Origin of the sequence: Nonomuraea sp. NPDC050202, assembly GCF_040656115.1 — a bacterium.
In the GTDB taxonomy this organism is placed as follows: domain Bacteria; phylum Actinomycetota; class Actinomycetes; order Streptosporangiales; family Streptosporangiaceae; genus Nonomuraea.
The window spans coordinates 100,836-127,078 of record NZ_JBFALF010000018.1 but is presented as its reverse complement, the minus strand read 5'-3'; the positions used below and the strand labels follow the sequence as shown (position 1 = coordinate 127,078).

The following is a 26,243-nucleotide window of genomic DNA, read 5'->3' as shown; positions in this document are numbered from 1 at the left end:
GGACGGCCTGCCTCGGGCGGTCAGGAGACGGGTTCGATCCACACGTTGCGGAAGCGCGGGTTCTCGCCGGCATCGCCGTGATCCTGCAGGCGGATCCCGCCCGCTGCCGCGCTCTCCGGGATGTTGTCGCCCGTGCCGCCGTCGACGGGCACGTCGTCGTGTACCACCACCCCGTTCCAGACGACTGTCACTCTCGCGTCGTCGACCTTCACTCCCGCGCTGGTGTGGCGGGCCGCGCGGAAGGTGATGTCGTAGGTCTGCCACGTGCCCGGGGCGGTGGCCATGTTGCGGTCGGGCGCGCGCTTGGAGTAGATGGCGCCCGCCTCGTCGGCGGCCGGCGTGGTGTCACCGTACGACTCCAGGACCTGCACCTCGTAGCGTTCCTGCAGGAAGACGCCGCTGTTGCCGCGCCGCTGGCCGGTCACGTCCGGCGGGTAGTCCGGCTCGTACCACTCGACGTGGAGCCTGAAGTCGCCGAACGTCCGCCGGGTGCGGATGTCGCCGCCGTACGACTCCATGGAGCCGTTCGCGACCGGCCAGGTCGCCGCCCCGCCCGCCCGCTTCTCCCACGCCGCCAGGCTCGACCCGTCGAACAGCGTGATCCGCTCGGCCTGCGACACCGTGAGATGGTCGAGGCTGAGCTGTCCCGCGTCGCCGGAGTCGTAGCTGTAGGCGATCCTGTTCGAGCCCCGCTTGAGGCCGAGCGTCTCGGTCTGGACGGCCCAGTCGTCCCAGCCGCCGGTGGCCGCCAGCCGGACCTGCCTGACCCTGGTCCCGTTGACGTACACGCTCACCGACGTGCCGGCCGGCGCCGCGTAGCGGAGCCCGACGTTGTGCGGGCCGGGCGAGTCCGCCCGTACGGAGAACGACGTGCTCGCGCCCACGGCCGTGTAGCCGCCGACGAAGCCCTTGCCGGTGTAGCCCTGATGCTCCGTGCTCACCGCCGCGCCACCGCGCAGCGCGGCGTGCTCCGCCTCGAGCACCGGGCGCGCGGCCACGGTGATGGAGTCCAGGTTGACGTTGCCGGCGTCGCCGCTGTCGTAGGTGTAGGCGATGGTGTTGGCGCCCGCCTTCAGCGCGAGCGGCTCGATCCGGGTGGCCCACTGGTCCCACGTCTCCGTCGTGGGCAGCGGCACCTGCCTGACCTTGGTCCCGTTGACGTACACGCTCAGCGACTTGGCGCCGGGCGCGGGGTGCGGGCCGTTGGAGTAGCGCAGCCCCACGTGGTACGTGCCGGCCTCGGCGACCCGCACGGCGAACCGCGTGGACGCCCCCGCCGTCCAGAAGCCGTCGACGAAGCCGCTGCCCGAGTAGCTCAGGTGGTCGGTGTTCAGCTTCGCGCCGCCGCCGGGCGAGGCGCTCTCCGCCTCGTAGGTGGTGTCCGCCGGACGGCCGCCGACCAGCGAGTTGAGGGTGTACCAGGCTTCCGTGCTCCACAGCGGCCGCCCCGAGGCCGAGGCGAACGGGCGCGGTGAGCGCAGGTGCACCACCCGTCCAGGCTTCAGCCCGGCGAGCTTGAGCGTGACCTTCCTGCCGCCGGCCGTAAGCCTCGCGGAGGTGACGGTCAGCGGCTCCTCGTCCACCTTGGGGCCGCCGTAGGTGGAGGCCGCGACGTACCGCCACTGGGTGGCCTGGTACCTGGCCGCCAGCGACGCGGCGGTCTCCGCCGACAGCGGCTCGGTGTACTCCAGTTCGAAGCCGCCCTCCACCGCGCGCATCCGCAGGATGTCGAACGCCTTGCCCTCGCCCGGCGTCAGCTTCTGCAGGCCGTGGGTGAGCTTGCCGGGCTGGCCCCAGTTCCCGCCCGCGCCCAGGCCGCCGGCGTAGATGGCGCCGTCGGGGCCCAGGCTGATCCGGTTGACCCCCGCCTCCAGCCCCTGCGTGAAGCGGAAGACCGCGCCCTGGTACTCGCCGTTGACCTTCTCCAGGTAGGCCCGCTGGATCCCGCCGTACGTGACGTCGCCAAACAGCACCTGCCCCGCGAACCTGCCCCGCTTCATGACCAGCGGGTTGCTGGGGGAGTTGGCTATCTCGTTGTGCGGCAGCCACAACACGGGCGGGCTGACCGGGTTGCCGTCGAACGGGCCGTCCGGGTTGGTGTAGTGGTTGAAGAACCGGTCCTGCTTGACGTGCACGAGTTTCGAGGCGGGCAGCCAGCCGCCCTGATTGTCCATGGCGAACAGCTCACCCTCCGGGCCCCAGCCGAGGCCGTTGGGCGTGCGCAGGCCGCCGGCGACGTACTCGACCTTGCCGGTGGCCTTGCTGACCTTGATGGCCGTGCCCCTGTCCCGCGCGGGCTGCGGGTCGGTGGTGGCGCCGCCGTAGTCGATGGCGACGGACAGGTTGATGTAGAAGTGGCCGTCGCGGTAGAGCAGGCCGAAGGCGAACTCGTGGAAGTTGCCGCCGAACGGCCAGGTCGCCACGGTCCTGAGGTCGTCGGCGACCTCGTCGCCGTCGGTGTCGTTCAGCTCCACCAGCCGGGACTTCTCCGAGACGTAGAGCTTGCCGTCCACGTACTTGATGCCCATGGGCTCCTGCAGCCCGCCGGCGATCTTCTTGGTGGTCACCCGCTCGGGCGAGGTCTGGCCGGTGACGTTGCCGAGCAGGTAGACCTCGCCGAGCCTGGTCTCCGAGCCGCCCCACGTGGCGATCGCCAGCCGGCCGTCGGGCAGCCAGTCCATCGCGCTCACCTGCGGCTCGAAACCGGCCGGGCGCAGGTCGGTGAGCGTGAGATCCGGGTGCACGGACGCCAGGGGCAGCCCGTCGCCGGGGGAGTCGGCGCCGCTCTCGCACTCCTTGCGCCCCGGGGCGGTGACCCTCACCACGTCCGCGTCCGTGCTCAGCACCGAGGCCGGCACCAGGGAGAACGCGGCGGCCCCTGGCGGTTTCCACTCCAGCTTGAGCTGCTGGCCGTACAGGTGCTCGAAGTGGTCGACGCGCAGCGCGTGGTAGCCGGCGGCCAGCGTGATCGTGCCGTCCACGGCGATCGGCCCGTGCCGCCCGTCGTTGGTGATCACGACGGTGTCGCCGATGCGCAGCCGGGAGCCGTCGTCGCTGGTGAGGCGGAACTCGTAGGTGCCGGCGGCGGGGATGGCGATGTTGCCCACGGCCTCGGTGACGAACATGTCGGTCAGGCCGAAGTCCGCGTCGGTGGTCCAGTCGATCGTGGGCATCAGCTTGTCCACGTTCGGGGTCTGGCCGGGCTTGAGCGTGCACAGCTTGGACAGCTCGACCTGCACGTCGTAGGTGCGCAGGGTGATGCCGGGCTCCTGCGGCGGAACCTCGGCGTGTGCCGGGGCGGGCACGACCAGGCAGGTGATGATCAGTAAGAGGGATAACAGGGGTGACGTCCGCATGACCTGTCCCATCTCGGAGAGGGCGCCGCGTTCGGCGTGGGTGGGGGTGCGGCATCGCCGGAGGCGGAGATCCGTCGGCGGATGCCGGGGCTCATACGCTGGAACGTGAAGGGGATAACGCTGCTCTGCGCCGTAATATAAGACGAGATCTTCGTCTTGCCCATAGGCTTCCGCCGAATATCGAAGAAAGCCCTGACATGTCGGGGCAGAAGGGTGCCTCCGGCTGCCGACTCCCAGGTCGAACGCCTGTCGTGATCAGCCGGCCGCCCGCGGCGGCGCTCCCGTCCCTGCCTGACCGGCCTCCGTGATCGCGGCGGCCCTCGTCCCCGCCCGGGCTGGTGCTGTTCGCCGCGGCAACGTGATGACCGCGCTGGCGTCCGCGTACGGGCATCCCGCGCACCTCCCCGCGAATCCCGCCTCGATCGGGGCGATCTTCGCGACCTCGGCCTTGTAGCGTGCCACCGTGACGAACACCTCTGACCCTCGGCGTGTGGCCGAAGCGGTCCTGCGTGACCATGGGGCGGATCTCGGCGGGGCCCGGCGCGGCCGGGGCTGGACCAACGCCACGTGGCTGACCGACGACCTGGTCATCCGCGTCGCCTCCACGCCCGGACCGGCGGACCTGCTCCGCGAGCGGCGGCTGGCGGAGCTGCTCCCGGTGGAGGTCGGCTATCCCCCCGTCGTCGACGCGGGCGTCCGGCAGGGCCACGAGTGGGTGCTGTCCCGCCGGGTGACCGGGGAGAACCTCGAGGAGGTGTGGCCGTCGCTGGACGCCGCCGCCCGCGCCCGGGCCGTCGAGCAGATGTGGGAACGGGCCCGCCACGTGCACCGCGTCGACGTGGCCGCCGCCGCGCCGCACGCCCGCTCCCGCTCGCCCTTCTTCCCCGGGAGCCCGGCGGAGGCGGCGGCGGCCCTGGACCGGCTCGTGTCCGCGGGAGGGCTCGCCCCCGCCCAGGCCAAGGGGCTCGGCCAGGCGCTCGACCGCTTCTGGGCCGCGCTGCCCGGGGCGCCCGTGGCGCTGAACCACGGCGACCTCTGCACCCCGAACACCCTGTGGCACGACGGCGAGGTCGTCGCGCTGCTCGACTTCGAGTTCGCCGTGATCGCCCCCATCGCGATCGACCTCAACGAGGTCGTCAAGCTGGCCTTCGGCCCTGGCGACCCCGCCGGGCGCGCCCCGCTGCAGGCCGCCGTCCGGCGCGTGGCCGCCGCCGCGCTGGACGCCGCGGGCGGCCCCGACGTGCTCGTCGGGTACTCCATCATGCTGGAGATGTGGGTGCTGGCGCACGAGCTGGCCGCCGACGACCCCGACGAGGCCGACCGCGCCAACGCCGCCGCCATGCTCGCGGCATTCGCCGAAGGGGACGGCGGACACTTCGCCCCGCTCCTGGCTCCCTGACCGGCGGCCTTTCGGCAGGTCGGGTCGCCGGCGTGGAGGGCGGCCGGGCCGTGGCCGTAGTCTGGCCGGCGCGCTCGCCTGGATGAGCCCGTCATGGGCGAGCGGCCCCGAGCCCCTGCGGCTCGCCGGCGCTCCAGTCCCAGCCGGTGATCGTGGCGCGCATCAGGCGGGCCGCGGCCGACAGGTGGCTGTCGGCGCCCCAGTACAGGGTGACCGTGCGGCGGCAGTCGGGCTCGTCGACGGCGATCCAGGCGCCTGGGGTGCGGGTGGCGACGCGGCGGGCGAACGCGGGAACGAGCCCGATGCCGAGCCCCGCGCTGATCAGCTCCGCGATGGCGCTGGGCTCGTCGCTCTCGCAGACGATCCTCGGGGTGAGGCCGCGTGCGGCGAAGAGGCGATCGAGCAGCCGGCGGATCCAGTGCCCCTTGCGGGCGGTGATGAAGGGCTGGCCGGCGAGCTCGCCGATGCTCACGCGGGCGCGGCCCGCCAGCGGGTGATCGAGTGGCGTGCCCACCCCCACAGCCTCGTCGAACAGCCGCTCGGACGCCAGGCCTTCGGCGTGGACGGGCTGCGAGGCGACGCACAGGTCGACGTCCTGGGCCCGCAGGCGGCGGGCCATCTCCTCGGCCGCCGTCCAGTTCAGAACGAACTCGACGCCAGGATGATCGCGCTTGAAGGCCGCCAGCGGCCCGGTGAGGGTGAGGAACGTCTCCGAGGCCAGCCGCACGCTTCCCACCCCCTGGCTGACGGCGTCGGCGACGGCCCGCCGCCCGGCGTCGAGCTCGCCGAGGCAGCGCTCGGCGTACCCCAGGAAGAGCACGCCCGTGTCGTTCAGCCGCAGCCGGTCGGCCCGGTCGAACAGCGGGGCGCCCAGCTCGCTCTCCAACCGGCTGATGGTACGGCTCAGCGACGGCTGGGCGACGCGGAGCTCGTCGGCCGCACGGCTGAGGTGCTCCAGCCGGGCCACCACCACGAACTGCCTGAGCATGTTCAGGTCCATCATGACTCCCGATACATAACACCATAGCAATATTGATCTTAGACAAGATAACCCATCCTTCATATCGTCGGTGGTGCTCGTGAATCGGGAACGAAGAGGAGGGGCCCTCATGGCCACCGCGGCCGACATGGCGCATCCGGCGCCGGCGACGACGCCACCGAGGACGCCGGCGACGACGGCGTCGATGGGATGGACGGGGTGGGCGCTGCGGGTCGTCGTCAGCGCGCACGTCGTGGCGATCGCCGGGCAGCCGGTGTTCGCCGGGGTGTATCTGACCGGCGACTACGACAGCCTGCGCTGGCACGCGATCGGCGCCGACGTGCTCACGTCCATCGGCTACCTGCAGGTCATCGCGGCGATCGTGGTATGGGTACGGCTGCGCCAGGCCGGGCCGTTCCTGGCCACGGCGGCGGTGGTGGCCGCCGAGACGGTGCAGTACTTCGCGGGGCTGGAAGGCGCGCTGTGGCTGCACATCCCGCTGGGCGTGATGACCGTCGTGGCGCTGGTGGTGCAGTTCATCGCCGTCTGGCGCCGGCCCCTCCTGCGGCGGGAGGTTCGCGATGCGCGCGCACGATGAGGGCCGCGGCCTGAGCCGGCGGCGGGCGCTGGGCATCGGCGGGGCGCTCGGGCTGGTGGCGGCCACCGGCCTGTCCACCTCGGCCGCGCTGGCCCGCCGGCCGGCGATCACCGGTGCCGAGCTGCGCAGCGCCGTGCCGCTGCCGCCTGCGTACCAGGTGCCGCTGCCGATCCCGCGCACGCTGGAGCCGGCCGGCGCCGACCGGTACGAGATCGTCCAGCGGGAGGCCGTCGCGGAGATCCTGCCCGGTGTCAGGACGACGCTGTGGACGTACGAGGGCACCTTCCCCGGGCCCACGATCGAGTCGCGCCGCGGCCGCCAGGTCACCGTGACGCACCGCAACGAGCTGCCCGTGCCGACCGTCGTGCACCTGCACGGCGGCCGGACGCCGGCGGCCTCCGACGGGTACCCCACCGACCTCGTCCTGCCCCGGGGCTGGGCGCGGGCCGCCACGCACGCCGGGCACGGTTCGGGGAACGGGGCGGGATACGGCTCGGGGCACGGGTCAGGGCACGGGACGGGGCAGAGCTCTGGGCACGGGGCGGGGCAGGGCTCGGGGAGCGGGGCGGGGCACGGCATGCACGACCCCCGGGCGGTGGTGACCGAGCTGACGCGCGACTACACCTTCCCGCTCGACCAGCGGCCGGCGCTGCTGTGGTACCACGACCACCGGATGGACTTCACCGCCCCCGCGATCTGGCGCGGCCTGGCCGGGCTGCACATCGTCCGCGACGACGCCGAGGACGCGCTCGGCCTGCCCGCGGGGCCGCGCGAGCTGCCCCTCATGATCGCCGACCGGGCCTTCGCCGCCGACGGCGGCCTCGCCTATCCCGCCCTCGACCCTGCCCTGCGGGAGCGGCCGGGCGTGCGCGAGCCGTACCTGGCCGGGGTGCTCGGCGACGTGATCCTGGTCAACGGCGCCCCGTGGCCCGTGCACGAGGTGGACGCGGCCCGCTACCGGCTGCGCGTCCTGAACGCCTCCAACGCCCGCCACTACGAGCTCGAAGCGGTCGGCGACGACGGGCGGCGGCTGGACCTCGTCCAGATCGGCGCCGACCAGGGGCTGCTCGCGGCGCCGGTCACGCACAGGCTGCTGCCGATCGCCCCGGCCGAACGCTACGATCTGATCATCGACTTCTCGGGTGTCCCGGTCGGGAGCCGCGTCAGGCTGCTCAACCGGCTGGGCTCCGGCCGTACGCGTGACGTCATGGCCTTCCGCGTGGCGCGCAAAGCGGCCGACGACAGCCGCGTCCCCGGCACGCTGTCCACCGATCTGCCGTCCTGGCGCCGGCCGGACGCCGTCAGGGTGCGCGACTTCGCCTTCCGCACCGGGCGGATGCACAGCGGGCATGGCTGGCTGATCGGCGGGCTGCCGTTCGACCCGGCCCGCACCGACGTCACCGCCCGCCTCGGGGACGTCGAGGTGTGGCGGCTGATCGCGGACGTCCACCATCCCGTCCACCTGCACCTGGTCGGTTTCCGCGTGCTCTCGCGCAGCGGACGGCCGCCCCTGCCCCACGACGCCGGCCTCAAGGACACCGTCTCCCTGAGCCCAGGCGAATCGGTGGAGATCATCACCCGCTTCGACGGCTACCGGGGCCGCTACCTCTTCCACTGCCACAATGCCGAGCACGAGGACATGGGCATGATGGCCAACCTCGAGATCACCTGACGAGGCCCGCGACGGCCACCTGGGCCGGTGCCGAGGTGGCCTTGGGGTGGGGAACGAGTTCTGCGTGCTGCGCAGCAAAATGTCATTCATCGGGAAAGTGACATTCCGTAATTAAATGTGGAATTTCATGATTATAACCGTCAGTGGATGCACTTAAAAGGGGTGATTTGGGGTTTACATAAACGCTTCTCGTTCGTAACATCCCACTCATGGGAGCGCTCCCAAAAGCCGATCCGGCTATGAGACCGCAGCTACGGGATGACGTACGGTTCGTCGAGAGCCCCGACGGCGCCTACGTCCACAGCGACTACGGTGCGTGCACGCTGCGCGGGCGGCAGGCGTACGCCTGGCTCGCCAGGCTGGCGCCCGCGCTGACCGGCCGCCACACGCTGGCCGAGCTCACCGCGCACCTTCCCGGCGACCGGCGGGACATGGTCGAGCAACTGGTGGGGCGGCTCGCCGAGCAGCGGTTCGTGGTGGACGCCCGGCAGGCGCGGGCACACGGGCTCAGCGGGGCGGAGCTGCGGGCGTACGCGGAGGAGATCGCCTTCATCGGGTACGCGCTGGACTCGCCGGAGTCGCGCTTCGAACGCATCCGCCGCGCCCACCTGGTGCTGACCGGCTCAGGCCCGCTGCTGGAGGCGCTGGCGGGGGCGTGCGTCGGCGCGGGATGGCGGCGGGTCACGGTGATCTGCCCCGATCCCGGGCGGGTCGTCCAGGCCGCCGAAGCCGCCCGCCGCGACCCCGCCCAGGAGATCCACACGCTCCCCTCCGACATGGCAGGCTCCTCCGGCCCGGGCGGCTCCTCCGCCGGTGATGCGGAGGTGCTCGGCCGGACGATCGCCGGGGACGCCGACGTCGTGCTCCAGGTCAGCGCGGACCTCGATGACCTGGTGGCGACGGCCCGCGCCTGCGAGGCGGCCGGGGTCGTGCTGGGACAGGCGCTGGTCGGCCCGGCGGAGGTCTGGCTCAGCCAGGTGGGACGGCCCGCGCAGACCGCGGGGGAGTCGGGCTGGCATCGCCTGGCCGGGCTGCCCGCCTCGGCTCCGGTCACTGCGGACGAGGACCTGCTGGCGGGGCCGGTGCCCACGGTGGTCGCCGCCGTACTGGCGCTCGCCTGCTTCTCCCACGTGACCGGGCTCGACACGACCCCTGAACGCGCGCTCACCCGGATCGACCTGCGCACTCTCGACACGCTCCCGCACCGGTTCCTGCCCCATCCGCGTGCGGCCGCCCGCCCCGGCGGAGGCCCCGAAGCGGTCGAGGGCCTGACGAAGGCGCTGGCGACGCCCGGACCGGAGGCGGCGGCTTCGGGGCCGGTCGTGGTGGCGGAGGCGGCCTCCCGGCACGCGGACGGGCTGCTCGCTCTCACCGCCGAACTGGTCGACTCCCGGTCGGGCGTGCTCGGCATGCTGGACGAGCAGGCGCTGGTGCAGTCCCCGCTGGCGGTGTGCCAGGCGGTCGTCTCCGACCCGCTCTGCCTGCTGCCCGGCTGGGCGCCGAGACCGCAGGCGTTCGGCTGGGGCCCCGATCAGCGGACGGCCCGGCTGCGCTGCCTGCTCGCCGCCCTCGCCACGTACGGCCTGCTCGCATCCGACCTGGGCGAGGAGGGCCCGGCCTGGGGCGTGGAACTGCCGGACGGGCGGCCACGCCACCTACCCAAGGCCGACCTCCGGCTCACCACCGCCGCCACCGCCACCGCCACCGCCGCCGCCACGGCCACCGCCGCCGCCACCGGCACGGGCGCGATGCAGCCGCCGGTCGGCACCGGTGCCGGGCTGAGCTGGCTGGAGGCGCTGGCCGCCGGGTTGCGGGCCCACTGCGAGCACCTGCTGGCCACCCGCCTGGCAGCCGCCCCCGCCGGCCACGCCGCACCGAGCGCGCCGGTGGAACCCCGGGACGACCCGGCCGCGGAGGCGTTGCTGCGACAGCTCGTCCTGGCCGGCGAGACACCGTGCGTCCGCGACCACACGGCGGCCTTCGGCGCGCCGGCCGTCACCCTGACGACCCCCGGACTGGGGACGGTCGTGTCGGTGGCCGCCACCGTCCCCGACGCGCTGCGCGACGGCCTGGAACGGCTGCTGCTCCGCTGGCAGTCCCGCACCGCCGGGCAACCCGCGTACGCCGCCAGATGTCCGCTCTGGCCACCGGACGGCGACCCCTCCGAGGCCGTGCGGACGATGGCCGGCGCGCTGCGCCGCGCGGGCAAGGTGCCGGTGGCGGTGCCGCTCGACGGCGATCCAGAGGCGGCCCGGCTGCTGCCGTTCGTCATCCGAGTCGTCCTGCTCGATGACTGAGGCCACCATCACCCCGGTCCCGTCCGGCGCGGACCCCGACCGGGTGACCGTCCTCGGCGAGGGCCGCCTGCACGCCGCCATCCGCGCGGCCCTCGCCACCGCCGCCGGACCGGGAGGCGGTGCGATCGTCGTCGCGAGCGACGCCGACGACATGCGGCCGTACCCCGCGGTGGCGCGACGTGCGGCCGAGCGGGACGTGCCGTGGCTGCCGGTGCGCGTCGAGGCCGGCTGGGCGCTGGTGGGCCCGGCCGTCCGCCCGTCCCGTCCCGGCTGCCCGACCTGCGTGGCGCGCAGGCGCGCGGGCAACCGCCCGGACGCGCAGGCCCGTGACGCGCTGCGCGCAAAGTGGGCCGAAGACCTGGACTCGCGGCCCAGCGCCCTGCTCACCCCGCTCGTCTCGCGTACGGTGGCCGCGCTCGTCGCCGACGAGGTGCGCCGGCTGCGGCACGACCCCGGCTCCGCCCGTACCGCCGGCGCGCTGCTGAAGGTCCTCCTGCCCACCGCCGCGGTGCGCCGCCACGCGTTCCTGCCCGACCCGCTCTGCCCCGACTGCGGCGCCCGCCAGGACGACGGCCCGCACGCAGGCCGCTACGTCCCGCGCCCGGCCCCCAAGCCGGACCCCTGGACGTACCGGGTCGGGCGGATCACCGGCCGGGAGGCGGAGCTGGAGCAGCGGTTCGTCGACGCGGAGACCGGCATCGTGCAGGCCCTGGTCGCACAGGAACGCGGCGGTGGCCCGATGGCGGTCGCCCGGCTCAGCCCGGCCCGCACCGAGCACGAGAGCCACCACGGCTACGGCCGCAGCGACGACTTCGCCTCGGCCCGCGCCACCGCCGTCGCCGAGGCCCTGGAGCGCATCGCCGGCATCCACCCCCGCAGCCGGCGGACCACCGTCCGCGCCGCGTACGCGGACGTCGCCGACCATGCCCTCGACCCGCGCACGCTGGGCCTCTACCCCGACGACTGGTACGACCAACCCGGCTTCCTGTTCACCCGCTTCGCCCCAGAACGCCCCACGACCTGGGTGTGGGCGTACTCGTTCGGCCGCGACGCCCCGGTCCTGGTGCCGGAGAGCTACGCCTTCTTCGGCCCCCGCCCCCGCGACGACCTCGGCTATGCCTACGAGTGCTCCAACGGCTGCGCCCTGGGCGGCCACCCGGCGGAGGCGATCCTGTACGGCCTGCTGGAGGTGGCCGAGCGGGACGCGGCCCTGGCCACCTGGTACGCCCGCCTGCCCATCCCGCGGGTGGACCTCGGCTCGGCGGCCGACCGCCGCATCCCGATGCTCGCCCAGCGGGTGCGGGACCGGCTCGGCTACGAGGTGCACGCGTTCGCCGCGCTGCTGGAGCAGCGGGTGCCGGTGTTCTGGGTGATGGCCGTCGACGCCCTGGACCGGCCGGACCGGCCGCGGGCGCTGTGCGGCTCCGCCTCGCACCTCGATCCGGAACGCGCGCTGCGCAGGGCGCTGGAGGACCTCGGCCCCATGCTGGCCAGCCACCTCGAACGCTACGACCCGGCGTCCTCGGCGCGGCTCGTGGCGGACTCCGACCAGGTGCGCCTGCTGGAGCACCATCCCCTCACCTACGCCCACCCGGACGCGTTCGGCAGGCTGGGCTTCCTGCCGCTGGAGGGGCCCGCGCTGACGTTGGCCGAGGTGACGGCCCGGACGGCGTGGCCGGAGCACGACGACCTCTGCGCGGACGTGGCCGAGCTGGCGGGCCGCTACCTGGCCGGCGGGCTCGACGTCATCGCCGTCGACATCACCTCGCCCGAGGCGCGGGCGTGCGGCATGCACGCCGCGAAGGTCATCGTGCCGGGGACCCTGTCCATGACGTTCGGGCACCGCTACCGGCGCGTGCACGGCCTGCCCCGGCTGCCGAGCCTGCCGAGGATCCTCGGCCACCGCGACCGCGACCTGCGGCCCGAGGAGCTGAACCCGTACCCGCACCCGTTCCCCTGACCGGTCCCCGCCGTAGGAAGGAGGCAGACCCCGCGTGCACACGACCCCGGCGACGAGCGCGCCCGGCGCGGCCACGAGCCGCTACCTGGCCGCCATGCGCGACCGCGGCCCGCTGTCCATCGACTGGTCGGCCGCGCCGACCCGGCACAAGCGTTATCCCGGCGCCGAACGTGTCCGGCTGCCCTGGACCGCCGGCCGGCACCAGGGCGCCGGCCTGCTCGGCGAGCTGCTGCGGGACCTGCTCGGCATGACCAGGATCGTGTGGTCCCACCACCTCGACGACGGCGGCGAGCCTTCGGGGCGGCCTCCCATGCTGCTCACCGGCCGACCCGCGCCGTCGGGCGGCGGGCTCTACCCCATCGAGGCGTACGTGGCCATCGGCGAGCCGCTCCTGCACGCAGGCGAGTCGCGCCTGCCCGTCGGGGAACCATACCTGCCCGTCGGGGAGCCGCACCTGCCTGCCGCGCTGTACCACTACGACCCGGTGCACCACGTGCTGGAGCGCCTTCGCGACGGCGACCACGTCCCGGCGCTGACCGGCCTGCTCACCGATGCTCCCCCAGCGGACCTGGCGATCGTCCTGTCCGCGGTGTTCTGGCGGTCGATGTTCAAGTACGGCGACTTCGGCTACCGCCTGATCTGCCAGGAGACCGGCGTGCTCATCGCCCAGGTGCTGGCCGTGGGCGAGCGGCTGGGCCTGGCGGCCCGGGCCGGCCTGCGGTTCCCGGACGGCGAGGTGGACCGGCTGCTCGGACTCGACGGCACCCGCGAAGCCACGCTCGCCGTGCTCACCCTCACCCTGCCGCCCAGCGGCGCGCGGCCCTCGTCCCGTTCCGGCGAGCCGCGGTCGCAGCCCGCCCCTTCCTCCGGCGTTCCGCCGATGCGGCCTGCCGCGTTGCTCGCCGATGAGCCGCCGACGCCGTCCCTGGCGGGGGAGCTGATGTCGCGGCCGGTGGCGGGGGAGAGCAGGCCGCTGCCCAGGCCCATGCCGGACGGCCCCGCAGCCGCCCTGCACCGGGCCTGCGCGCTCGCTCTCCCCGGCTCGCCCCCGGACGGGGGCGCTCCGTACGCGGCCGGGTCCTCGGGTGAAACCGCCCCGTACGAAACCGGCTCCGCGTACGAAACCGGCTCCGCGGACGGGGCCGGCTCCGCGTACGAAACCGGCTCTGCGGACAGGGTCGGCTCAAGGGACCGTGCGCTGCGGCAGCGGCTGCCCGTGCGAGCGGGGCGGACCCTTCCGGCTCCCGAACCCACCACCGGCGCGAACCCGGCCGAGGCGGTGGCGCGCCGCGCGTCCCCCACGGCCGGCTACCGCCCGGTGCCGCTCCCCGGAGGAGCGCTCGGCGCTGTGCTGGCGGCGGCCGGCGGCGGCTACCCGGCCGACCTGCCCGGCGCCGCGACGGGACCCGCCGCGACCGCGCTGTGCCTGCTGTCCCTGCGGGTGGCCGGCCTGCCGCGCGGCGCCTACTGGTACGACCCCGCCCGGCACACCCTTCACGAGCTGTCCGGCACCGTCCGGATCGAGGCCGTGACCGCGGGCCCGCTGCTGGCCAACACGCGGGTGGCGCTGCGCGGCGCCGCCGCCGTGCTGATCCCCGTGGGTGACCCGGTCGCGGGCGCGGGAACGTTCGGCGACCGCTGGTACCGCATGCAGCAGATGGAGGCGGGCCTGATCGCCCAGCGGGCCGCGCTGGCCGCCACCGCGCTGGGCCTGGCCGCCCGCATCCACTCCGACGGCGCGAACGAGACCACCGACGAGGCGCTCGGCCTCGCCGGAACCCCGCTGCGGAGCCTGTCCTTCCTGGCGATGGGAACCCCACCGACCGGCGGGCCCCTGGTGACCCGCCCCATCCCTGCCCCGGTCAACGAGGAGGTGAGGCCCGCCCCGACGACAACGTGACCCTGTTCGACCTTTTCGTACAGAACACTTCAGAAGGAGACACAGATGTCCAGTGAGAACCTCAAGCTCGACCTGCGCGGCCTGGAGGTCGACTCGATCGACGTCGTTTCGGCCGACTCCATCGTGGCGGAGGGCCACGGCACCATCGAGACCGGTGCCTCCTCCTCCCCCGGCTACTGCTCGTCGTACCTGACGGCCATGAGCTGCTGGGCTCCGGAGCTGTAGAGCCAGCGTCGGCCCTCCGGTGAGCCGCGCGCGGCCACCGGGATGACGAGCAAGGCCGAGGGCGCCCGTGCAGTGGGCGCCCTCGGCCCCTGACGAACCCTTCGAGGAGCGCGTTCCATTGACCCAGGTAGCGCACGCCGTCCCCGTCGCGGGGGACGGCGACTCTGCAAGGCTCGCTGATCCCGATTATGCACTCTCGCCCGTCCTCGCCGTCCGCGTCGCGGGGCTGCCGGTGGCCGGGCTGGACCGGATGCGCTGCACCCGTACGTGGCGGCTGGTGGACGAGCTGGCGGACGTCTCGGCCCGGCTGCGGCGGGAGGGCGCGGAGCTGTCCGATCCGCTGCACGAGGTGATCGGCGGCGTGGCGGCGGGCCCGCTGAAGGCGGGCCTGGTGGCGCTGCGGCGCGCGGTGTTCGCGGGACGCCGCCCGAGCGGCCGGGCCGCGTCCGCCGAGGTGCTGGCGGCTCTGCCCGCGGGCCTGGCCGCCAGGATCGGCGCGTGGACCGCCCTGTGGCGCCGGGCGGAGGAGCTGCGCGCGGCGCTGCCCGCCGTGCTGGCGGCGGAGTCGCGGGAGAAGACGGCGGTGCTGCGCGAGGCGGTGTCCGACGCCGGCTTCCGCCACGGCCTCGCGCAGGGCAGCGCGGTGCTGGCCGGCAGGCTCGAAGCCTGGCTCGCCGGCCCCGCCGACCGCCCGCCCGAACGGCAGGAGCTGCTGCGGCTGGCCCGCTACCTCGCCCGCGCGAGCGTCAAGACCAGCCCGTACGCCACGTTCACGCTCAGCGGCCTGGGCCGGTGGGAGCCGGACGGGCCGGCGGTGCGGACGGGCGGCGAGCCGTCCTGGCAGCTCATGGCCGAGCTCGACCGGGCGGTCCTGCGCCCGCTGTGGGCGGTGCTCACCCGGCACCGGCGGGTACGGGAGCGGGCCCGGCTGCGCGTCAACCCGTCCGCCGCCGACGACGGGAACCGGATCTGGTTCCTCAGCCCCGGGCACGGCGAGCCGCTGGCCGGCGTGCCGGCGAGCCCCGACGTCCGGCAGGCCCTCGACTGGGTGCGCGGGCGGGAGACCGCCACCCTCGCCGCGGCCCCCGGGATCGAGCCGCTGGCGGAGGCGGGGCTGCTGGAGTACGTCCCGCCGTACGACGAGCAGGGCCCCGACCCGGTGGGGGAGCTGGCGGCATGGCTCGCGGCGGACGGCCCTACCCCGTACGCGCGGGCCGTGGGCCGGGTCGCCGAGGCACTGCGTGACCGCGGCGAGGCTGCCGGGGACGTACCTGTGCAGTCACGTAACGGCGACGAGGCGGCCGGGGACGTACTTGCGGTGTCGCGTGACGGCGACGAGGCCGCCGGAGCCGTTCATGCGGTGCTGCGGCGTGACGGCGTCGCCGGGGACGGCGCTGAGGCGGCCGCGGTCATCCGGTCGGCGTTGCGGGAGGTGCTGCCGCCCGGGCCGTCACTGCCCGACAAGAACCTGCTGTGGCACAGCGCCGTCATACCCGGCGTCGCGGGACGGCTGAACGCGACGGCCTGGCGCGGGGTCTGCGACGACCTCGACGCGCTGCGCGGGCTGCTCGGCCTGTTCGACCCCGACCTGCCCGTCAAGATCGCCGCCACCGCGTTCTTCCTGGACCGTCACGGCCCCGGCGCCCGGATCCCCGCGGTGGACCTCTACCGCGAGATCCACCGCGAGGCGCCGGGCGCGGGCGGAGCGCTGCTGCGCGCCATGCTGCGCGACCCGGTCGCGGGCGTCCGCGCGCTGCCGGACGCCGAGCCGCCGCCGGGCCTCACCCGGCTCACAGAGCTGCGGCGAGGCTTCTGGGAACGGATCGGCGCCGGTCCAGGAACTCACAACACGAGCCCCGGAACTCACAGCGCGGGTCCTGGTACGCACAGCGCGGACCTCGGAACCCGGGAGTCGGTGGATCTCACCGCGGCCCGGCTGAAGGCGCTGGCGCAGGAGTGGCCGAGCTTCGTCCGTCCGCCGGGGTCGATCTGCTGCTATCTGCAGGCCGTGCCGGGGCCCGGCGGTGTGCGCGCGGTCGTCAACTCGATCTCCGCCGGGTACGGGCGCGGCCTGTCGCGGCTGCACCGCCTGGTCACCCTGGCCGGCGGCGACGCGCCACCCGCCGACGGCCTGCGGGCGGCGCAGGGGGACGTCATGGTGGCCGAGTGCCGCGGCCTCGTCGGCGGCGGCCTCAACGTCCGCCCCGCCACGGCCGATCTGGCCCTCGACCACCCCTTCACCGCCCCCGACGCGCACCTCCCGAGCGTCGCCCCGGCGGACCTCACCGTCGGCTACGACCCGGGCTGCGAACGGCTGGCCCTGTTCGACCGCGCGGGCCGCCAGGTCAGGCCGGTCCATCTGGGCATGACCGCCCAGTACTGGCTGCCGCCCTGGCTGCAGTTCCTGGTGCGGGCGTTCGGCGAGCCGTCCACGGCGATGGTGCCCGGCTGGGTGTTCCGCACCCGGAGCGAGCCGCCTGCCGAGGGCGTGGTGGAGCGCTGGCCGCGGATGGACGTCGGACGGGTGACGGTCGCGCGGGCGGTCTGGCGGCTGCGGGCCGGCGCGTTCCCGGTGCCGGCCAAGGGCGAGAGCGAGGCGGCGTACCTGCCCAGGCTGGCCGGGTGGCTGGCGCTGCACGGGGTGCCCCGCCGCTTCTTCGCCCGGGTGGTGGACCTGGGGAACGGCCTGCTGGCGGGGCTGCTGAGCAAGGACCGCAAGCCCATGTACGTGGACGTCACCGACCTGCTGCTGCTGAGCGGCTTCGTTCGCGCGCTGCGCGACCCCGGCGCGCTGCTCGTCCTCGAAGAGGCCCTGCCCGACCCCTACCAGGCACCCCGGTACGGCGCTGACGCCCGCGTCACCGAGTACGTCGTGCAGCTCTCCGCGAAGCCGGGCCGCCCATGACAGCGGCCCGTACGGACACGAGCGGCGACGCCCACCCCCGCCGCTCTGACGCCAGGACTGTGTGGGGCGATGGAGGGGAACGCCTGCCCGGCCCGGCCGCTGGTGCTCGGGGTGGTGCCGAGGAGCGCCTGGCTGGCGCCGCCGGTGCTCGGGGTGGTGCCGAGGAGCGTCCGGCTGGCGCCGCCGGTGCTCGGGGCGGTGCTGAGGAGCGCCTGGCAGGTGCCGCCGATACCCAGGACGATGCCGAGGGACTTTGGGTCGGTGCGCACCTGTTCCATTTCGGCGACCTCGACCCGCTGATCACCGGCGTGGTGGACCCGGTGACGCGGGAGCTGGCGGCGGACGGCACGGCCCGCGGCGCCTTCTTCCTGCGCTACTGGGAGGGCGGCCAGCACGTGCGGCTCCGGCTGGAGGTGCCGGACCCCGCCCGGCGGCCGCGCGTCCGCGACCTGATCCGCGAGCGGGCGGCGGCTCACTTCGCCGAGCACCCGTCCCCTCAGGTCGACGCGGCGACCTACCGCGCCTTCGCCGCCGCCATGGCCAGGGGCGAGCGGCGTACCAGCTACGACGAGCAACTCCACCCGGCCGGCTCGGTGGCGTTCATCGGCTACCGGCCCGAGCACGAGGCGTACGGCGACGCCGCCTGCGTGGCCGCCGCCGAACGGCACTTCGCGGTGTCGAGCCGGCTCGCGCTGGACGTGCTGCGCGCCGGTACGGACATGGGCCGCCGCACGGCTATCGGCCTGGCCGCGCTCACGATCGCGATCGCCGCGTGCGAGCCGGACCTGCCCGCCGCCGCCCACCGCCTGGCCACCGCCGCCCGCCAGACGAACGCACCACCGTCCGGTACGGCGTCTCCCGGCGCCCCCTCCGGGACTGCGTCTCCCGGGACTGCGTCTCTCGGGGCGCCGTCTCTCGGGACGGCGTCCACCGGGACGGTGCCTCCAGCGGCGGCGTCCACCGGGACGCGCTCCGCCATGGAGGAAGACTGGCGGCGCCGCGAAACCGCCCTGCTCGCCCAGACCCGCACCCTCTGGGAGGCGCCCGACACCGGCACCGGCCTGCTGGCCACGTGGGCGTCCTCGATCCGCGCGCTACGGGCCGACCTCGACGCCCTGCACGCCGCAGGCCGCTGCGCCCCCCTCGACCCGGGCTCCCCGCACGCGTTCCTCGCCCTGGCCGCGCCGCCCGAGCGCCGCACGGTCTCCCTGATCCTGATGCGCTGCGTCCACCTGTTCCACAACCGGCTGGGACTGCGCGCCGGAGCCGAGCAGCACACGTCCTTCCTGGCGGCCCGCGCCGTCGCCGGCCTCGCCGACCCCCGGAGGTGGTCCCCCTGACCCGCTCGCCCGCATCCGACACCCCCACCTGGCACTGCGTGCACGTCTACTACCACGCCCCCGACAAGGACGGCCTGCTTCTGGACGCCGTCCGCCCGCTGTTCGACGGGTTGCGCGGCCAGGTGGCGGCGGCGTACGTGCTGCGTCACTGGCGGCAGGGCCCGCACCTGCGGATCAACGTCAAGGCGTCCCCGGCCGTCTGGGAGCAGGTCGTGCGCCCCCGCGTGACCGAGATCGTCGGCGCCTACCTGCGCGAGCACCCCTCGACGGCCGCGCTCGACCCGGCCGCCAGCCTGGACAGGCACCGCCTGCTCGCCCTGCGCGAGCAGGAGCGCGGCCCGCTCACCCCGTGGCCGCCGGACAACTCCATCCGCGACGCGCCGTACGACTCGCGCCGCCACGTGCTCGGCAGCGACGACGAGGCCGACCTGCTCGCCGCGTTCTACACCGACGCCACCCCGCTGCTGTTCGGCATGCTGGAGCACCTGCGCGCGGGCCGCGACGGCAGGCTCGGGCTGGCGCTGAGCCTCATGCTGACGATCGCGCACACCTCCCAGCGCATCGACCGCAGCTACCTGTCGTTCCGCATGCACGCGGAGGGCTACCTCACCTGGGCGGCCGACCCGGAGCAGGCCCGCGCCTCCTTCGAGCGCGACTTCGGGGAGCGGCGCGCGGCCCTGACGCAGCGCGTGCGGGACGTCGTCGCCTGCCTGGACGACGTCACCGCCCCGCCCGTGCCGTTCGTCCGGGAGTGGGCGGCCCTGCTGGAGCGGTACCGCCCGCGGATCGCGGAGATGATGGCCGACGGCCGCCTGATCCAGCCGACGATCGAGCCGGGAGAGGCCTTCCAGCCGCGGCCGGGCGACCCGCCCGCGCCGCACCGCGAGCCCAGCGAGCTGCAACGCCTCGTCTTCGACAACCCCGCCTACCACGCGGCGATCTTCGCGAACCCGGCCTTCCGGCGTTACCGGGTGCTGCTCAACTACACGTACCTGCACCTGACCCGGCTCGGCCTCACCCCGCTCGACCGGTTCAGGACCTGCCACCTGCTGGCCGACGCGGTGGAGGACGTCTACGGCCTGTCGGGGCTCGACGCGCTGCGCCGCTTCAGCTCTGCGCGACCGATCAGGATCGAAGAAGCGGACCGGAGCGCCCAGCCCCTGGCGTGACCTCCGAAAGCGCAGGAGCCGCAACCGCGACCGGAGGGCACCGTGTCACTGCAAGCAAGCGTGATCATGCTCGGCGTTCGGGGACGTGAGCTGGGCGGACGTTCCCGCTCAGTCGAGCACGGCGGTGGCCTCGACCTCGACCAGCAGGTCCGGCTCTCCCAGCGCGGCGACACCCAGCAGCGTGATCGGCTTGACCGGGTCGACCCCCAGCTTCGCCGCCGCCCGCGCGACCCCCTCGCCGAGCAGCGGCATCTTGTCCGGCGTCCAGTCGACGACGTAGACGGTCAGCTTGGCCACGTCGTCGAAGGATCCGCCCGCCGCGGCGAGGGCGGTGCCGATGTTGAGGTAGGCCTGCTCGACCTGGGCGGCCAGGTCCCCCTCGCCCACCGGGCGGCCCTGGGCGTCGCGGGCCACCTGGCCCGCCAGGAACACCATCTTCGATCCGGTGGCGATCGACATCTGGCGGTAGACCTCGGGCTTCGGCAGCCCGTCGGGGTTGACCAGCGTCACGGTCATGTTCGCTCCTCACAGCAAGTCCGGCATCTCCTGTAAACATAGCAAAGCTATGTATTGTGGTGCCATGGTGAGGACGAAGGACCCGGCGATCCGCTCCCTGCTCATCGACCGCGCCGCGCAGCTGCTCGCGGCCCGGGAGCCGGTCACGCTCCGCTCGCTGGTGGCCGGGACAGGGGTGTCGACCATGGCCGTCTACACCTACTTCGGCGGCATGGACGGCCTGTGGACGGCGATGCGGCAGGAAGGCTTCACCCGCCTGGCCGCCCGCCTCGCAACGGTCTCGCCGACGCGCGATCCGGTGCGGGATCTGGCCGCGCTCGGCGCCGCCTACCTGGCCAACGCCATGGCGGGCCCCGACCTCTACCGGGTGATGTTCGACGCCGGCTTCGAGCTGGAGGACGCCGCTGCCGCGGACGACACGCTGCACCACCTGGTACGGACCGTCGAACGGGCCACCGCGGCCGGCCGCTTCCGCGACGACGTCGACCCGCTGGAGCTGGCCACCCAGAGCTGGATCATCGGGCACGGGCTGGCGTCACTGGTCGCCACCGGCCCCCTGCCGCAGCCGGCGCTGGCCCATGGCGTGCCGCTCCTGACCGCCCTGTTCACCAGCGCCGGCGACGAGCCGGGACGGTGCCGCCGATCGGTCGAACGCGGCTGGCGCCTCTGACCGCCCCGGCACGGCTCAGCGGGGTGCCGCCGATCGGTCGAACGTGGCTGGCGCCTCTTCCGGCACGGCTCAGCGGGGTGTCGCCGTCACCAGCGTGAGCTCCGCCTTCCCGCGCCGATCGGCCCCGGCGATCGTTGGTTGCCGGAAGGTCCGAGAGCACAGAGAGGCACAGCCATGAAGGCACTGCGGCACACCGCGTACGGCGAGCACCCGGTCGTCGAGGAGATCCCGGAGCCGGCCCCCGGTCCGGGCGAGGTCCTGGTCCGGGTCGCCGGGGCGGCGCTGAACCCGCTCGACGTCAAGATCGGCGCAGGCCACGTCCGGGACCACTTCCCGATCATCTTCCCCTCCGTGGTGGGCACCGACCTCGCCGGCACCGTCGCGCGGATCGGGCCCGGCGTCACGGGCTGGAACCCGGGGGACCAGGTGATCGCCCGTACCGATCCGATCTCCGGCGGAGCCGTCGCCGAGTACGCCGCCGTCCCCGTCCCGAACCTCGCCGCGGCTCCGGCCGCGGTCCCGCTGCACCTCGCCGCCGCGCTGGCGACCGCCGCCGCGACGGCGTGGCAGGCGGTGGTCGAGGTGGCGGAGCTGCGGGCCGGCCAGACGGTGCTGGTGCACGGCGGCGCCGGCGGGGTCGGCGGCTTCGCCGTCCAGCTGGCGCGCCAGGCCGGCGCCCGCGTGATCACCACCGTCTCGCCGGCGGGCGCCGGGATCGCCACGAAGCTCGGCGCCTCCCAGGTGATCGACTACACCACGGCCGATTTCCGGGCCGAAGCCGGCCACGCGGACGTGGTGATCGACCCGATCGGAGGCGACACCGAGGCGGCGTCGCTGGACGTGCTCCGTCCTGGCGGGCTGCTGGTGAGCCTCAACACCCCGCCGGACCTCGGGCGGGCCGCCGATCGCGGGGTGCGCGCCGAGTTCGTGTTCCACCGCACCGACGCCGGCCGGCTCGCGAAGGTCGCCGCCGCGGGGCTGGAGATCGTGACCGACCGTACGGTCCCGCTGGCGCGGGCCGCCGAGGCCTTCCGCCACCTCGCCGGCGGCCATGCCAAGGGCAAGGTCATCGTCCGGCCGTGACGGCGCTCAACGATGCCCGCCCAGGACCCCGAGCAGCGCGAGCTGCTCCGCCGCGTCGCCCCCGGCCGGTGCGGTGAACCACAGCAGCCGCTGCGTGCCGTCCTCGCTGAGCAGGCTCAGGCAGTCGAGCTCGATGGCGCCGAGCTCCGGATGCATGATCCGCTTGCGGTCGGACCGGCGTACGGCGACCTCCTGGCGCGCCCACAGGCCGGCGAACTCGGCGCTGGACGACAGCAACGCGCCGACGAGGCCGGCCACCTCCGCGTCGCCGCCGCGCCGCGCCGCCACGGCACGCAGGTCGGCGACGAAGACGCGGGACTGGTGCTCGTGCTCGTCCGGGTGGTAGCGGGAGCGGGCGTCCGGATCGGTGAACCAGCGGTACACGAAGCTCGCCTCCCGGCCCCGCGCCGTGCTGATCGGCCCGAGCAGCGCGGTGGCCAGGCGGTTCTGGACGAGCGTGGCGTGCAGGTCGGTGATCACCGCCGCGGGGGTCGCGGGCAGCCGCTCCAGGAGGTCCAGCATGCCGGGGTGCACGTGCGCGGCGAGGCCGTGCCGCGGCGGGACGGGGCGGCCGGCCAGGAAGTACAGGTGCGACCGTTCGTCCTCGGTCAGCCGCAGCGCGCGGGCCAGCGCCGCCACCATCTGCTCCGACGGCTGCGCGCCGCGGCCCTGCTCGAGCTGGTTGTAGTAGTCGACCGACAGCCCGGCCAGCCCGGCCACCTCGTCCCGCCGCAGCCCGGGAACCCGGCGCCGCGCGCCCACCGGCACCCCGACCTCGCCGGGCCGGATGCGGTCCCTGCGGGACCTGAGGAACTCGCCGAACTCGCGTAGCTGCATGGTTACCATTGTGTACCGGCCGCGCACGCGGGAGGCAGGCGACGCCGTCACCACCCTGGCCGGATCAGCCGGGGCTGGACCGGCCGCGCCGCCAGTAGCCGAGGAACGCGATGTCGCCCTTGGGCGTGCCGCGCTCGTTCACCAGGTGCCGGCGCAGCCCGGTGGGCAGGCGGGACTCGCCCGCGACCCAGGTGTAGAAGCGGCCGCCGGGCAGGTCCGCCCGCCTGACGGTCTCCAGTGCCAGCTCGCCGGGGGTGCCACCGGCGCCGTCGCGGGGCAGCCAGTGGATCCGCACGCCCGCGCCAGGCGTCACGTCCGTACGGATGTCCGCACTCTCGGGCACCTCCAGGAAGACCTCGGCGACGAGCGAGGCGGGCGCGCTGTCCAGGATCGCCAGGATGGCGGGCAGCGCGCTCTCGTCGCCGACGAGCAGATGCCAGGAGACGTCCGGCGGTGGCAGGAAGCTGATGCCCATGTCGAAGATGCCCGCCGGCTCGCCGGGACGCGCCCGCAGGGCCCACGCCGAGGCCGGGCTCTCGTCGCCGTGCAGGGCGAACTCGATGTCCACCTCGTTCGCCTCGGGGCGGATCCGCCGGATCGTGTAGTTGCGCACCCAGGGGCGGCGCGACTTCGGCAGCAGGAGCACCTGCGCCATCCAGGCCTCGTTCGACAGCGTCGGCATCCTGAGCCCCGCCTGGCCCTCGCGGGGGAAGAACAGCCGTACCGTCTGGTCGAAGCCCATCGGGCGCAGCCGCTCCAGCTCGGGGCCGCCGAGGGTGACGGTCGTGAAATGAGGGCTCAGCCTGGTGTTCCTGACGACCTCCAGGGTGATCATGTGCCGCGATTCCGGCAGGCGTACCTTCGGCAGCACCTGGTGTTCTCCTCACAGGTCGATGACAAGGCGGGATGACAGCGAGCGGGACACGCACGCGTGCATGCGGCCGGGCGCGGCGCCGGGGTCGTCGCGGTGCTCGGGCTCGCCCTCCAGGACGGTCAGCTCGCAGCTGCCGCAGACGCCTTCCCGGCATCCGGCGGGCACGGGCAGGCCGGCGTGGGTCAGGGCGGCCGGCAGCCGGGGATGAGGAACAGCGGCCCGATCCCGTCGTTTCCCGGCGAGGACCTGTTCGACGGAGACCTCGCGAGGCCGCCGAAGGGTCGGCGGACGATCAGCGAGTGGCGTGTTTTGCCTGCTCATGGCACTATTATGAGCAATTATTCAGTTCTGGCGCTACTCGCTTTCAGCGCTCTTCAGCAGGAGGTCGGCGGTGCCGAGGGACCCACGGATCCACCCGCGCAAACAGCCCCGCCAGGTCCGCGCCGAGCTCACCCGCCGGCGCATCCTCAGGGCCGCTGCTCAGGTTTTCGCCGAGTACGGCTACGCCGCCGGCACCACCAACCGGATCGCCGAGCGGGCCGGCGTGTCGATCGGATCGTTGTATCAGTACTACCCGAACAAGGACGCGATCCTGCTGGAGCTGACGGCCGGGCACCTCGAGAGCGGCGCCGCCGAGGCCGACCGCCGCCAGGCCGGAGAGCCGCCCGGCACCGTCGAGGGCGTCATGCGCGCCTTCGTCCAGGCCTCCATCGCCAACCACCTGGAGGACCCGCAACTGCTGCGGGTCATGCTGGAGAGGACGCCGCGCTCGCAGGAGCTGCTGGACAAGGTCCACCGGTACACGGAGGAGCGCACCGCCCGCACCCGCGAGCTGCTGCGCAGCTACCCCGAGGTGCGGGTCCAGGACGTGCACACCGCCGCCCGGATCATCAACGCCACGATCGAGCTGGTCGTCCACCAGGTCGTCGCCGAGCACGAGCCCGTCGACCTGAAGCGCCTGGAGGACGAGCTCGTCGCGATGTTCACCCGCTACCTGACGGCGGGCTGACCGGCTCAGGACCAGGTGACCGGCAGCGAGCGCACGCCGAAGACCAGCATCTCGTCGCGTACCGGCACCTGCTCGGCCGGCACCGCCAGGCGCAGGCCCGGCAGGCGGGAGAGCAGCTCGCCCAGCCCGATCCGCAGCTCGATCCGGGCGAGCTGCTGGCCCAGGCACTGGTGCACGCCGTGCCCGAAGGCCAGGTGCGGCGTGCGCGCGCGGCGCACGTCGAGCACGTCGGGGTCGGGCCAGTGCCTCGGGTCCCGGTTCACCTCGGGCGTGGCGATCACGACGGTCGCGCCGGCCGGCAGGTCCACCCCGCCCAGCGTCACCGGCTCCGTGGCGACCCGGCTGACCCCGAGCTGGATGATCGACAGGAACCGCAGCAGCTCCTCCACCGCGCCGTCGATCAGGCCCGGCTCCGCCCGCAGCGCCGCGAGCTGGCCGGGATGCTCCAGCAGCGCGAACGTCCCCAGGCCCAGCATGTTCGCCGTGGTCTCGTGGCCCGCCGTGAGCAGGAGGAGGGCGACATCGACGAGCTGCGCGTCCGTCAGGGGCGGGTCGGCGTCGTGGACGAGCCCTGACAGCAGGTCGTCGGCGGGGTCCGAGCGCTTGGCCGACACCAGCCGCCTCATGAACGCGTGCAGCTCGGCGCGCGCCGCGGCCTGCTCCTGCGGGGCGGAGCTCGCGCTCAGCCCGACCGCCGTGCGCTCCTGGAACTCCGCGCGGTCGGCGTAGTCCACGCCCAGCAGCTCGCAGATGACCAGCGACGGGAGCGGCAACGCGAACGCCGGCACCAGGTCGGCATGCGTGCCCGCCGCCCGCATCGCCTCGATGTGCTCGACCGCGATCTCCCGCACCCGCGACTCGAGCTGCCGCATCCGCCGCACCGTGAACTGGCCCGTCAGCGCCCGCCGCAACCGGGTGTGCTCCGGCGGATCCATGAAGACGAAGGCCCCGTCCTCGCGCTCCGCCACCTGCGCCTGCGCCTGCGCCTGCGTCTGCGTCTGTGGGGGCCGCGGCGACGTGGCGTCGTGATGGCGCAGCTTGTCGGCGCTGAACCGCGCGTCCGACAGCACCGTACGGGCCTCCTCGAACCCGGTCACCAGCCACGCCCTGGCGCCGTTCAGCAGATCCAGCGGCCGGACCGGGCTGCCTCCCCGCAGGCCGGGCGGCGGGTCGAACGGGTTGCGGCCCCGCTCCACCACGTCCGGCGGCAGGATCCGCCGCATCCCGGCGGTGCTCACGCCCGCGGACTTCCCGGTGGGGCTGCTGTCGGTCATCAGGGTGTCCTCGATCTCTTAGGGTACGGACCCGTATCTAACGAAGGACACCGTAGATCACCGAAATAAGATACGCAACCGATTCTCAAGCGAAGGCGCTCCCGGCCGGATGTGCCACGCCTCAGAACTAGTAGAAACAAGGTCACTTTGAATTTACTAGTAGACATGAATATCCTAGGC

22 protein-coding genes are annotated in these 26,243 nt (G+C 74.1%); 14 read left to right on the top strand and 8 right to left on the bottom strand.

The window, feature by feature from the left end:
- Positions 1-20 precede the first annotated feature (20 nt).
- Positions 21-3,356: a family 16 glycoside hydrolase gene (locus tag AB0I79_RS36995; protein ID WP_357883690.1), complete on the bottom strand. Its 3,336-nt coding sequence runs from the start codon at positions 3,354-3,356 to the stop codon at positions 21-23.
- Between the two features lie 255 nt (positions 3,357-3,611).
- The gene (locus AB0I79_RS36990) at positions 3,612-3,818 is read right to left on the bottom strand and encodes a hypothetical protein (protein WP_357883687.1); all 207 of its coding nucleotides are present in this window, start codon (positions 3,816-3,818) and stop codon (positions 3,612-3,614) included.
- A gap of 28 nt (positions 3,819-3,846) precedes the next feature.
- Here AB0I79_RS36990 and AB0I79_RS36985 point away from each other — a divergent pair, with 28 nt between their 5' ends.
- A complete protein-coding gene (locus AB0I79_RS36985; RefSeq protein WP_357883684.1) occupies positions 3,847-4,755 on the top strand; it encodes an aminoglycoside phosphotransferase family protein in 909 nt (302 codons plus the stop codon).
- 91 nt (positions 4,756-4,846) lie between these two features.
- On the opposite strand, the gene AB0I79_RS36980 is transcribed toward AB0I79_RS36985, so the two are convergent.
- A complete protein-coding gene (locus AB0I79_RS36980; protein WP_357883681.1) occupies positions 4,847-5,758 on the bottom strand; it encodes a LysR family transcriptional regulator in 912 nt (303 codons plus the stop codon).
- Between the two features lie 106 nt (positions 5,759-5,864).
- On the opposite strand from AB0I79_RS36980, the gene AB0I79_RS36975 reads away from it, so the two are divergent.
- From AB0I79_RS36975 to AB0I79_RS36930, 10 genes are all read left to right on the top strand, one after another.
- Positions 5,865-6,332, top strand: a complete 468-nt coding sequence (locus tag AB0I79_RS36975) for a hypothetical protein (RefSeq protein ID WP_357883678.1) — start codon at positions 5,865-5,867, stop codon at positions 6,330-6,332.
- Positions 6,316-8,004 carry a multicopper oxidase family protein gene (locus tag AB0I79_RS36970; protein ID WP_357883674.1) on the top strand — a complete coding sequence of 563 codons (1,689 nt, stop codon included), beginning with the start codon at positions 6,316-6,318 and terminating at the stop codon, positions 8,002-8,004. The genes AB0I79_RS36975 and AB0I79_RS36970 overlap by 17 nt, the downstream gene beginning before the upstream one ends.
- 239 nt (positions 8,005-8,243) lie before the next feature.
- Complete coding sequence (locus AB0I79_RS36965; RefSeq protein ID WP_357883671.1) at positions 8,244-10,301, top strand: hypothetical protein; 2,058 nt, start codon at positions 8,244-8,246, stop codon at positions 10,299-10,301.
- On the top strand, positions 10,294-12,261 hold the full coding sequence (locus AB0I79_RS36960) for a TOMM precursor leader peptide-binding protein (RefSeq protein ID WP_357883668.1): 1,968 nt from the start codon (positions 10,294-10,296) through the stop codon (positions 12,259-12,261). The genes AB0I79_RS36965 and AB0I79_RS36960 overlap by 8 nt, the downstream gene beginning before the upstream one ends.
- A gap of 34 nt (positions 12,262-12,295) precedes the next feature.
- Positions 12,296-14,161 carry a hypothetical protein gene (locus AB0I79_RS36955; protein ID WP_357883664.1) on the top strand — a complete coding sequence of 622 codons (1,866 nt, stop codon included), beginning with the start codon at positions 12,296-12,298 and terminating at the stop codon, positions 14,159-14,161.
- Positions 14,162-14,206: 45 nt separating this feature from the next.
- On the top strand, positions 14,207-14,386 hold the full coding sequence (locus AB0I79_RS36950; protein WP_185103968.1) for a hypothetical protein: 180 nt from the start codon (positions 14,207-14,209) through the stop codon (positions 14,384-14,386).
- Between the two features lie 118 nt (positions 14,387-14,504).
- On the top strand, positions 14,505-17,291 hold the full coding sequence (locus AB0I79_RS36945) for a lantibiotic dehydratase (RefSeq protein ID WP_357883661.1): 2,787 nt from the start codon (positions 14,505-14,507) through the stop codon (positions 17,289-17,291).
- 69 nt (positions 17,292-17,360) lie between these two features.
- Positions 17,361-17,591: a hypothetical protein gene (locus AB0I79_RS36940; protein ID WP_357883658.1), complete on the top strand. Its 231-nt coding sequence runs from the start codon at positions 17,361-17,363 to the stop codon at positions 17,589-17,591.
- A gap of 8 nt (positions 17,592-17,599) precedes the next feature.
- Positions 17,600-18,631, top strand: coding sequence for a lantibiotic dehydratase C-terminal domain-containing protein (locus AB0I79_RS36935; RefSeq protein ID WP_357883655.1), 1,032 nt, complete (start codon positions 17,600-17,602; stop codon positions 18,629-18,631).
- The gene (locus tag AB0I79_RS36930) at positions 18,619-19,800 is read left to right on the top strand and encodes a thiopeptide maturation pyridine synthase (protein WP_357883652.1); all 1,182 of its coding nucleotides are present in this window, start codon (positions 18,619-18,621) and stop codon (positions 19,798-19,800) included. Before AB0I79_RS36935 ends, AB0I79_RS36930 begins: the two co-directional genes overlap by 13 nt.
- Positions 19,801-19,908: 108 nt before the next feature.
- Here the strand turns inward: AB0I79_RS36930 and AB0I79_RS36925 are convergent, their stop codons facing one another.
- Positions 19,909-20,316: a RidA family protein gene (locus tag AB0I79_RS36925; protein WP_357883649.1), complete on the bottom strand. Its 408-nt coding sequence runs from the start codon at positions 20,314-20,316 to the stop codon at positions 19,909-19,911.
- A 64-nt stretch (positions 20,317-20,380) separates the two neighbouring features.
- Between AB0I79_RS36925 and AB0I79_RS36920 the strand changes: the two genes are divergently transcribed.
- Both AB0I79_RS36920 and AB0I79_RS36915 read left to right on the top strand, forming a co-directional pair.
- A complete protein-coding gene (locus AB0I79_RS36920; protein ID WP_357883646.1) occupies positions 20,381-20,986 on the top strand; it encodes a TetR/AcrR family transcriptional regulator in 606 nt (201 codons plus the stop codon).
- 174 nt (positions 20,987-21,160) lie between these two features.
- Entirely contained in the window at positions 21,161-22,069 is a 909-nt protein-coding gene (locus AB0I79_RS36915; protein ID WP_357883644.1) for an NADP-dependent oxidoreductase, read from the top strand.
- Positions 22,070-22,075: 6 nt separating this feature from the next.
- Here the strand turns inward: AB0I79_RS36915 and AB0I79_RS36910 are convergent, their stop codons facing one another.
- The 3 genes from AB0I79_RS36910 to AB0I79_RS36900 form a co-directional block, all read right to left on the bottom strand.
- The gene (locus AB0I79_RS36910; protein WP_357883641.1) at positions 22,076-22,906 is read right to left on the bottom strand and encodes a helix-turn-helix transcriptional regulator; all 831 of its coding nucleotides are present in this window, start codon (positions 22,904-22,906) and stop codon (positions 22,076-22,078) included.
- A 64-nt stretch (positions 22,907-22,970) separates the two neighbouring features.
- A complete protein-coding gene (locus AB0I79_RS36905; RefSeq protein WP_357883990.1) occupies positions 22,971-23,741 on the bottom strand; it encodes a siderophore-interacting protein in 771 nt (256 codons plus the stop codon).
- Positions 23,742-23,789: 48 nt separating this feature from the next.
- Positions 23,790-24,101, bottom strand: a complete 312-nt coding sequence (locus tag AB0I79_RS36900) for a 2Fe-2S iron-sulfur cluster binding domain-containing protein (protein ID WP_357883637.1) — start codon at positions 24,099-24,101, stop codon at positions 23,790-23,792.
- A 70-nt stretch (positions 24,102-24,171) separates the two neighbouring features.
- Here AB0I79_RS36900 and AB0I79_RS36895 point away from each other — a divergent pair, with 70 nt between their 5' ends.
- Positions 24,172-24,789, top strand: a complete 618-nt coding sequence (locus AB0I79_RS36895; protein WP_357883634.1) for a TetR/AcrR family transcriptional regulator — start codon at positions 24,172-24,174, stop codon at positions 24,787-24,789.
- 5 nt (positions 24,790-24,794) lie between these two features.
- On the opposite strand, the gene AB0I79_RS36890 is transcribed toward AB0I79_RS36895, so the two are convergent.
- Complete coding sequence (locus AB0I79_RS36890; protein ID WP_357883631.1) at positions 24,795-26,063, bottom strand: cytochrome P450; 1,269 nt, start codon at positions 26,061-26,063, stop codon at positions 24,795-24,797.
- Between the last annotated feature and the right edge of the window lie 180 nt (positions 26,064-26,243).

Bases quoted from the DNA above. Each gene is read 5' to 3' on its own strand.
- AB0I79_RS36910 (WP_357883641.1), bottom strand. From the start codon at position 22,906: ATGCAGCTACGCGAGTTCGGCGAGTTCCTCAGGTCCCGCAGGGACCGC.
- AB0I79_RS36980 (WP_357883681.1), bottom strand. From the start codon at position 5,758: ATGATGGACCTGAACATGCTCAGGCAGTTCGTGGTGGTGGCCCGGCTG.
- AB0I79_RS36970 (WP_357883674.1), top strand. From the start codon at position 6,316: ATGCGCGCGCACGATGAGGGCCGCGGCCTGAGCCGGCGGCGGGCGCTG.
- AB0I79_RS36965 (WP_357883671.1), top strand. From the start codon at position 8,244: ATGAGACCGCAGCTACGGGATGACGTACGGTTCGTCGAGAGCCCCGAC.
- AB0I79_RS36940 (WP_357883658.1), top strand. From the start codon at position 17,361: ATGGAGGGGAACGCCTGCCCGGCCCGGCCGCTGGTGCTCGGGGTGGTG.
- AB0I79_RS36950 (WP_185103968.1), top strand. From the start codon at position 14,207: ATGTCCAGTGAGAACCTCAAGCTCGACCTGCGCGGCCTGGAGGTCGAC.
- AB0I79_RS36995 (WP_357883690.1), bottom strand. From the start codon at position 3,356: ATGCGGACGTCACCCCTGTTATCCCTCTTACTGATCATCACCTGCCTG.
- AB0I79_RS36925 (WP_357883649.1), bottom strand. From the start codon at position 20,316: ATGACCGTGACGCTGGTCAACCCCGACGGGCTGCCGAAGCCCGAGGTC.
- AB0I79_RS36915 (WP_357883644.1), top strand. From the start codon at position 21,161: ATGAAGGCACTGCGGCACACCGCGTACGGCGAGCACCCGGTCGTCGAG.
- AB0I79_RS36900 (WP_357883637.1), bottom strand. From the start codon at position 24,101: ATGAGCAGGCAAAACACGCCACTCGCTGATCGTCCGCCGACCCTTCGG.
- AB0I79_RS36975 (WP_357883678.1), top strand. From the start codon at position 5,865: ATGGCCACCGCGGCCGACATGGCGCATCCGGCGCCGGCGACGACGCCA.
- AB0I79_RS36890 (WP_357883631.1), bottom strand. From the start codon at position 26,063: ATGACCGACAGCAGCCCCACCGGGAAGTCCGCGGGCGTGAGCACCGCC.
- AB0I79_RS36920 (WP_357883646.1), top strand. From the start codon at position 20,381: ATGGTGAGGACGAAGGACCCGGCGATCCGCTCCCTGCTCATCGACCGC.
- AB0I79_RS36960 (WP_357883668.1), top strand. From the start codon at position 10,294: ATGACTGAGGCCACCATCACCCCGGTCCCGTCCGGCGCGGACCCCGAC.
- AB0I79_RS36905 (WP_357883990.1), bottom strand. From the start codon at position 23,741: ATGATCACCCTGGAGGTCGTCAGGAACACCAGGCTGAGCCCTCATTTC.